The sequence below is a fragment of the Burkholderia sp. genome (assembly GCF_018375725.1).
GTDB lineage: Bacteria > Pseudomonadota > Gammaproteobacteria > Burkholderiales > Burkholderiaceae > Burkholderia.
In genome coordinates, this window is sequence record NZ_JAHACR010000237.1 from 1 (window position 1) to 6,807 (window position 6,807).

Genomic DNA, 6,807 nt, shown 5'->3' on the forward strand with positions numbered 1-6,807 from the left:
GCGTAACGCTCGCGCAACAAACCGCGCAATTGCTCGCCGCGCGCCATCACGTTGTCGAGCAGGCGCGCCTCCTCGATCACGCGCTGCACTTCGAGCGCCGCCGCGCATGCGGTCGCATGACCGAGATACGTGTGGCCGTGCTGGAAGAAACCCGAGCCGCCGACGATCGCCTGGTAGATCCGGTCGCTGACAAGCGTCGCGCCGATCGGCTGATACCCGGCGCCCAGCCCCTTCGCGATCGTCAGCAGATCCGGCGCGACACCGTCCTCCTCGCATGCGAACAGGTAACCGGTACGCCCCATCCCCGACATGATCTCGTCGAGAATCAGCAGCACGCCGTACTTGTCGCACACGGCGCGAATCCGCTGCAAATACGTGCGTACCGGCGGCACCGCGCCGGCTGTCGCGCCGACCACGGTTTCCGCGACGAACGCGGCAACGTTCTCCGCGCCGAGTTCGAGAATCTTCTGCTCGAGCTCGTCGGCGAGGCGCTGCGCAAACGCTTCCTCGGTTTCGTCGGCGCGCTGCTCGCGATACGCATAGCACGGGCTCACGTGATGCGCTTCGATCAGGATCGGCAGGAACGGCTCGCGCCGCCAGGCGTTGCCGCCGATCGCCAGCGCGCCGAGCGTGTTGCCGTGATAGCTCTGCCGCCGCGCGATGAAATGCCGCCGCTGCGGCTCGCCCTTCTCGACAAAATACTGGCGTGCCAGCTTGAGGGCCGCCTCGATCGCCTCGGAGCCGCCCGACACGAAATAGACGTGCTCGAGCCCCGCCGGCGCGGCGGCGACGAGCCGGTCAGCCAGCGCCTCGGCCGCTTCGGTCGTAAAGAATGACGTGTGTGCGTACGGCAGCTGTTGCGCCTGGCGCTTGATCGCGTCGATCACGCGCGGATTGCTGTGCCCAAGACACGACACGGCCGCGCCGCCGCACGCATCGATGTATCGCTTGCCGGTCGAATCGACAATCTCGATGCCGTCGCCCGCGACGGCGACAGGCAAGGTCGCGCGGGGTGCGCGATGGAAAACTGCGGTCATAGGTTGCCTCGGGAATCGGGATGCGTGTGTAGCGCCGGCGGCTCGCCTGCCACGGGCCCGCCCAACAATCTGCAAGCCGGACGGCGGCAGCATGTGACGCGCGCATCAACACACGATGCGCGAATTAAACATTGCCACAACATATGTTGTCAACATCGGCAACACGAAAATCGCACCGTCCGCGCGGGCCCCCTTTCTTCCGGAAACCCATCCAGCGGGTGCGCGTCACACACGCGCAGCACACGCAAACCGGCAGCAAGCGCCTCGCGGCACGCGGCATCGGTCACGCAAAAAAACAACGCCGCCGTCCCAAGCAGAACGGCGGCGCTTGCAGCGAACGCCCGTTGCCATCGCGCCGCGTCGGGCGCCCACGCGTCACGTGCCGGCGAAGAACAGCCCGGCGACGCAGGCCATGCCGCCAAACCACACGAGCGAGCGCAGCGTCGCCCAGTTGATCAGGTACATCAGCGTATAGACGACGCGAATCGCGACGAACGCGATCGCGAGCTGGTCGACCCGATGCGGATCCGCGCCCGCATGCCATGCGATGACGAGGCCCGCGGTAAACAATGCCAGCGCTTCCCACGCATTCTGGTGCGCGGCCGCCGCGCGAGCGCGCCAGCCTTCGAGTTTCGCGAGATACGCGCGCGGCGCGCGATTGTCGTACCCCTTCCTCGCCTTCGCGAGAATCGTCAATGGAAACGGCATCACCGCGACGATGAACAGACACAGCTCGGACGTAGTCATCCGCATCCCCTCTCTTGGCTTACATCGTTCAATGACACAATCGCAGCAAGCTTAGCATTGCGCAGCGCGGTTCGCGCACCGGTTTTCTAGATGGCGCACTCGGCTGCACGTGCCTGTCGCACGTCGCGGCGGCCCGGTCGTGACGCAAAAATTTCCACCAAATTCGCGACAAATACGTTAATTAAAACTGGTGGATCACCAATACCATAGCGCCCAACACTGGTTCGACGTCATCGCGCGACGAGTCAGCCCGCGCAGTGCGCCTCACGCCGCAGCGCTTCGAACGACACCCGACACACAGAACCGCCATGCCTCGTCCCATCGTCGCCCACATCCGTCCCGACGCCGTTCGCCACAACCTCGAATTCATCCGCGGGATCGTTGCGCAATCCCGAATCTGGGCGGTGATCAAGGCCAACGCATACGGCCACGGCATCGAGCGGATCTATCCGGGCCTCGCGCCGGCGGACGGCATCGCGCTGCTCGACCTCGACGAGGCCGTGCGCGTGCGCGAGCTCGGCTGGGACAAGCCGGTGCTGCTGCTCGAGGGCATCTTCGAGGCCGCCGACGTGGCGCTGGTCGAGCACCATCGCCTGACTGTCGCGGTTCACTGCGACGAACAGCTCGACCTGCTGATCGCCGCGAAGCCACGGCAACCGATCGATATCCAGCTCAAGATGAATTCCGGCATGAACCGGCTCGGCTTCCGGCCCGCTGCGTTTCGCGCCGCATGGGAGCGCGCCGCGGGCGCGCCGTCGATCGGCAAGATCACGTTGATGACCCACTTCGCCAATGCCGACGACGGCGAGATCGATTGGCAACTCGAGCAATTCGATGCCGCGGCCGACGGCATTCCCGGCGAGCGCTCGCTGTCGAACTCGGCCGCGGTGCTGTGGCATCCGCGCGCGCACCGCGACTGGGTGCGCCCCGGCACGATCCTGTATGGCGCATCGCCGACCGGCGCATCGCGACACATCGCCGACGTGCCGCTGCGGGCCGCAATGACGCTGACGAGCAAGATCATCGGTGTGCAGACACTCACGCCGCAGGAAACGGTCGGATACGGCCGCAGGTTCACCGTCGAGCAGCCGATGCGTATCGGCGTCGTCGCGTGCGGCTATGCCGACGGCTATCCGCGCCACGCGCCGGCCGGCACGCCGATCGCCGTCGACGGCGTGCTGACGCGCGTGGTCGGCCGCGTGTCGATGGACATGCTGACCGTCGACCTCACGCCCTGCCCGAATGCGGGCATCGGCTCGAGCGTCGAGCTGTGGGGCGATCAGGTGAAGGTCGACGATGTGGCGGAGGCCAGCGGCACGATCGGCTACGAGCTGATGTGCGCGCTCGCCCGCCGCGTGCCGGTCGTGGTCGAGCCGTCCGGCGCATCGGCGGCGCAGGCTGCCTCGTTGCGCACAGGCAGCGGCGGCCGGTAAATCCATGCACCGCCGCCGCGAAACGAAACGATGCGGCGGCCCGGCACGACCGCGACTGCCGGCTCCACGCCCGGCGCCGCCCGTCACGTGCGCCAGCGAGCGGGCCGCTTCTCCAGGAATGCGTCGATGCCCTCGCAGGCATCGGCTTCCATCATGTTTTGCGCCATGACATCGCCGGCATACGCATACGCTTCGTCGGCCGTCATCTCGCGCTGCCGATAGAACATGGTCTTCCCATATCGCACGGCGGCCGGGCTCTTCGCGACGATCTCGCCGACCTTGCGAACGATCGCCGCATCGAGCGCGTCCTCCGGCACCGCCTCGTTGACGAGCCCCCACTCGACCGCCGTTGCGGCATCGAGGAAACGTCCCGTGACGAGCATGTCGAATGCGCGCTTCGCCGATACGTTGCGGCTCAACGCCACTGCGGGCGTCGAGAAGAACAGCCCGACGTTGATCCCCGACACCGCGAACCGGGCGGTATCCGCAGCGATCGCGAGATCGCACGCGGCAACGAGCTGGCAACCCGCAGCCGTCGCGATGCCGTGCACGCGCGCGATCACCGGCACCGGCAACGCGCGGATCGCGAGCATCACGCGGCTGCACTGCGCGAACAGCGTGCGATAGCTGTCGAGGTCGGGCTTGCCGCGCATTTCGCGCAGGTCGTGACCGGCGCAGAACGCCTTGCCCTCGCCGGCGAGCACGACACAGCGCACGTGCGGATCGGCCGCGAGCGATTCAAATGCTTCCCGCAGGGCGGCCAGCATGGCTTCGGACAAGGCGTTGAACTGCTGCGGGCGATTCAGCCGCAGGGTGACGACGCCGTCGCGGTCGTCGCGCAGCAGGATGGGTTCGGATGCGGCGTGATGCGGTTCCATGATGCTCCTCCAGAAAGGTGGCGGCGCTGCCGCACGGCGTGCGGTGCGCGCGTATCGTTCTGTCCTTGCATATAGCACATCGCCGCGATCCCGGGAATTCACCCGCCCGCGACGCTGGCCGCACCGGCGGCGTCGAGCGATACGCGTGTCAGGCCGCCAGCTTCTTCAGCGCGTCAAGCACCGCGTCGCCCTTGAACGGCTTGACGATCCAGCCCTTGACACCGGCCGCCTTGCCGCGCTCCTTCATCGCCGGGCTGCTTTCGGTCGTCAGCATCACGACATTGACCGCCGTGTTCGCAAGCTCGCCGCGGATCTTCTCGACCATCGTCAGGCCGTCCATGTTCGGCATGTTGACGTCGCTGATCACGAGCCGGATGCCCGGCGTCGCCTTGAGCTTCGCGAGCCCGTCCTTACCGTCGACCGCGGTCGCGACGTCCAGCCCATGGTTGCGCAGGAAGCCCGCGACTTCGTCGCGCACCGTGCCCGAATCGTCGACCACCAGAATTTTCGCCATGATGTATTCCCCCTTCTATTTCAAAACAATTCGAGTTCGCCCGACTCGACCATCGGCCCGACGTCCTGCACCGATTCGCGGAAATCCTCCGGCGACCAGCTCAGGCTGAACACGAAGCGCTGATCGATGCAGACCGACTTGCCCGATGCCGGGTCGGTCATCCAGTACTTGAAGCACAGCTGCGGATATTCGCCACCGAACGAAATGTATTTCCGCTTGTGATTGACGAGCAAAGGCACCTGAACGGGATGCCGCGAGAGCGCTTCCGCGTCGCCGAGGTAGCGGTTCTTGAATGCCCCCCAGACGAGGTTGGTCAACTCGCCGAGCACGCCGTTCAGATCGCGAAAATCCGGCGCATCGCCGCAGCCGATCATGTCGAGCAATGGCTGCTCGCTCGTCTGCAGCAGCATGTAGCCGCGGCACCACGCGCTTTCGAGCGCGATCAGGCTGAACACTTCGCCGAAGATGATCTGGTCGCGAACGATGCACGGCGTCTCGCGGCGGATCGTCCTGCCCGGAAACAGGCTGTCGAGCCGCGCCTCCGTGATCTCCGAGATACCGCGCACCAGTGCGTTGGGGTAGTCGAAACTGAAGATGTATTCGTCGATCACGCGCCGCAGCGGCGTCATGTCGCTCGCGATGTAGGTCGCGCACACGACGCGCGCGAGTGCATCCGACAAGCCGTCGATGGCGGCCTGCGTGTCGCGGCGCAGGATGATCGGCAACTCGGGGCGCAACGCGGCGATCTGTATCGCGACGATCGCACTTTCGGCCGGTGAACCGCCATACTGCTCAGCCAGCAGGATCGCGCCGAGATCGATGTTCGAGCTCAACACCTGCAACAGCCGGTTGCGGCGCACCTTCAGGCCGATCAGGTTGTGATCGTCGCAGAAGCGCTTGATCGCGTCCGCATGCGCGGGACTGTCATCCAGCACCAGCACCTTGCTGACGGGTTTACCTTCGGTCATGTCCGCGTGTTCCTTGCATTCGGATTCAGTCAAAAGAGTTCAAGCTCGCCGCCCGTCTCCATCGCCGTCATGTCGCGGGCATGGAAATCGATCGGCGCATTGGCGCAGATGCACAGCGTCGCCCCCACGCGCACGGTTTCGCCGAGCGTTACGTCGTACGCCGCGAGATGAGCCGGCGCGAGCGCACGCAGATAGCCGATGCTCGCCGCGCCCAGCAGGTACGGCGTCGACATGCCCAGATCCGGGAAGTACTCGATCAGCGCCTGGTTCATCGCGCCGCAGCAGAGGTTTGCGACTTCCATGAAGGCTTCCTGCAGCGGCTGCTGGGTGGTCGCGGCAAAGTAATCGCGAGTGGCGTCGTCATCGCGAAATGTCAGCGTGAGCAACAGGCGGAAAGGCAGTGCCGAGATCGTCAGCACGGCGACATCCGCGTCGCGGACGCGCGTATTCCGCTGCTTGCCCGAAGGTTCGTCGGCCACGGCGGCCGGCGCGATTTCGCAGATCCCATTGCCGGCAGCGAGCCGCGTGCGCGCCGCATGAAAGAAGATCCGCTCGAAGCTCGCCTTCGCGTCCTGGCTGATCACGCCGCCACTCCTTCAAGTTTCGCGTGCAGCTGTTCCGCCAGCGTCTCGACCGTGCTCAACGCGGCCGTGATCATCTTGCCGCCCGCCTGAATGTCCTGAAACGTCGCCGCGGTGACGAGATCGTTGCGGTTCAGACTGTCGCGGTAACTGTTCGACAGCTGCTGCGAGCGCGCCGCCAGTGCGCGCACTTCGCTCGCGACAATCGAGAATCCGCGCCCGGCCGTGCCCGCACGCGCCGCCTCGATCGACGCGTTCAGCGACACGATCGACACGTGCGCGACAATCGCCGACAGTTCCTGGTTTTTCGCGCGCATGTCCTGGTTCTGCGCCGTCAGCGAGATCATCTGTTCGTGCCAGCGCTCGAACGTGCCGGCCAGCCCGCGCAGGCGCGCCGCCTCGTGCGCAATGGCCGCCACCTGCCCCGCGAGCGCGTTCCGCTCGGCCAGCGCCGCCTGCAGCGCATCGCGCTGTGCGTCGGCATCGGCCGAATGCCGCGCAGCCGAATCGACGAGTCGCGCCTCGCTGTGCGACCACGTTTCGGCTTCCGCGCTGCGTGCCGCCGCTTCGTCATTCGCTTGCCGCTCGGCCCGCACCCGCGCATCGCGCAACGCATCCATTTCTTCGCGCAACTGCGCCGCGCGCCGCG

General features: G+C 66.1%; 8 protein-coding genes. 1 reads left to right on the plus strand and 7 read right to left on the minus strand.

Annotated elements, in window-relative coordinates:
• Positions 1–1,037: aspartate aminotransferase family protein (locus KH616_RS19380; protein WP_292249757.1), on the minus strand; the 1,037-nt coding region annotated here is incomplete at its 3' end.
• Between the two features lie 375 nt (positions 1,038–1,412).
• Entirely contained in the window at positions 1,413–1,784 is a 372-nt protein-coding gene (locus tag KH616_RS19385) for an MAPEG family protein (RefSeq protein ID WP_292249758.1), read from the minus strand.
• A 308-nt stretch (positions 1,785–2,092) separates the two neighbouring features.
• On the opposite strand from KH616_RS19385, the gene alr reads away from it, so the two are divergent.
• On the plus strand, positions 2,093–3,217 hold the full coding sequence (gene alr, locus KH616_RS19390) for an alanine racemase (protein ID WP_292249759.1): 1,125 nt from the start codon (positions 2,093–2,095) through the stop codon (positions 3,215–3,217).
• An 83-nt stretch (positions 3,218–3,300) separates the two neighbouring features.
• On the opposite strand, the gene KH616_RS19395 is transcribed toward alr, so the two are convergent.
• The 5 genes from KH616_RS19395 to KH616_RS19415 all read right to left on the minus strand — a co-directional run.
• A complete protein-coding gene (locus tag KH616_RS19395; RefSeq protein ID WP_292249760.1) occupies positions 3,301–4,095 on the minus strand; it encodes an enoyl-CoA hydratase in 795 nt (264 codons plus the stop codon).
• Between the two features lie 148 nt (positions 4,096–4,243).
• A complete protein-coding gene (locus tag KH616_RS19400; protein ID WP_292249761.1) occupies positions 4,244–4,609 on the minus strand; it encodes a response regulator in 366 nt (121 codons plus the stop codon).
• Positions 4,610–4,629: 20 nt separating this feature from the next.
• On the minus strand, positions 4,630–5,577 hold the full coding sequence (locus tag KH616_RS19405) for a chemotaxis protein CheX (RefSeq protein ID WP_292249762.1): 948 nt from the start codon (positions 5,575–5,577) through the stop codon (positions 4,630–4,632).
• Positions 5,578–5,606: 29 nt separating this feature from the next.
• Entirely contained in the window at positions 5,607–6,161 is a 555-nt protein-coding gene (locus KH616_RS19410; RefSeq protein ID WP_292249763.1) for a hypothetical protein, read from the minus strand.
• Positions 6,158–6,807, minus strand: a 650-nt coding sequence (locus tag KH616_RS19415; RefSeq protein ID WP_292249764.1) for a methyl-accepting chemotaxis protein, incomplete at its 5' end; no start/stop codon positions are given. The genes KH616_RS19415 and KH616_RS19410, both read right to left, overlap by 4 nt.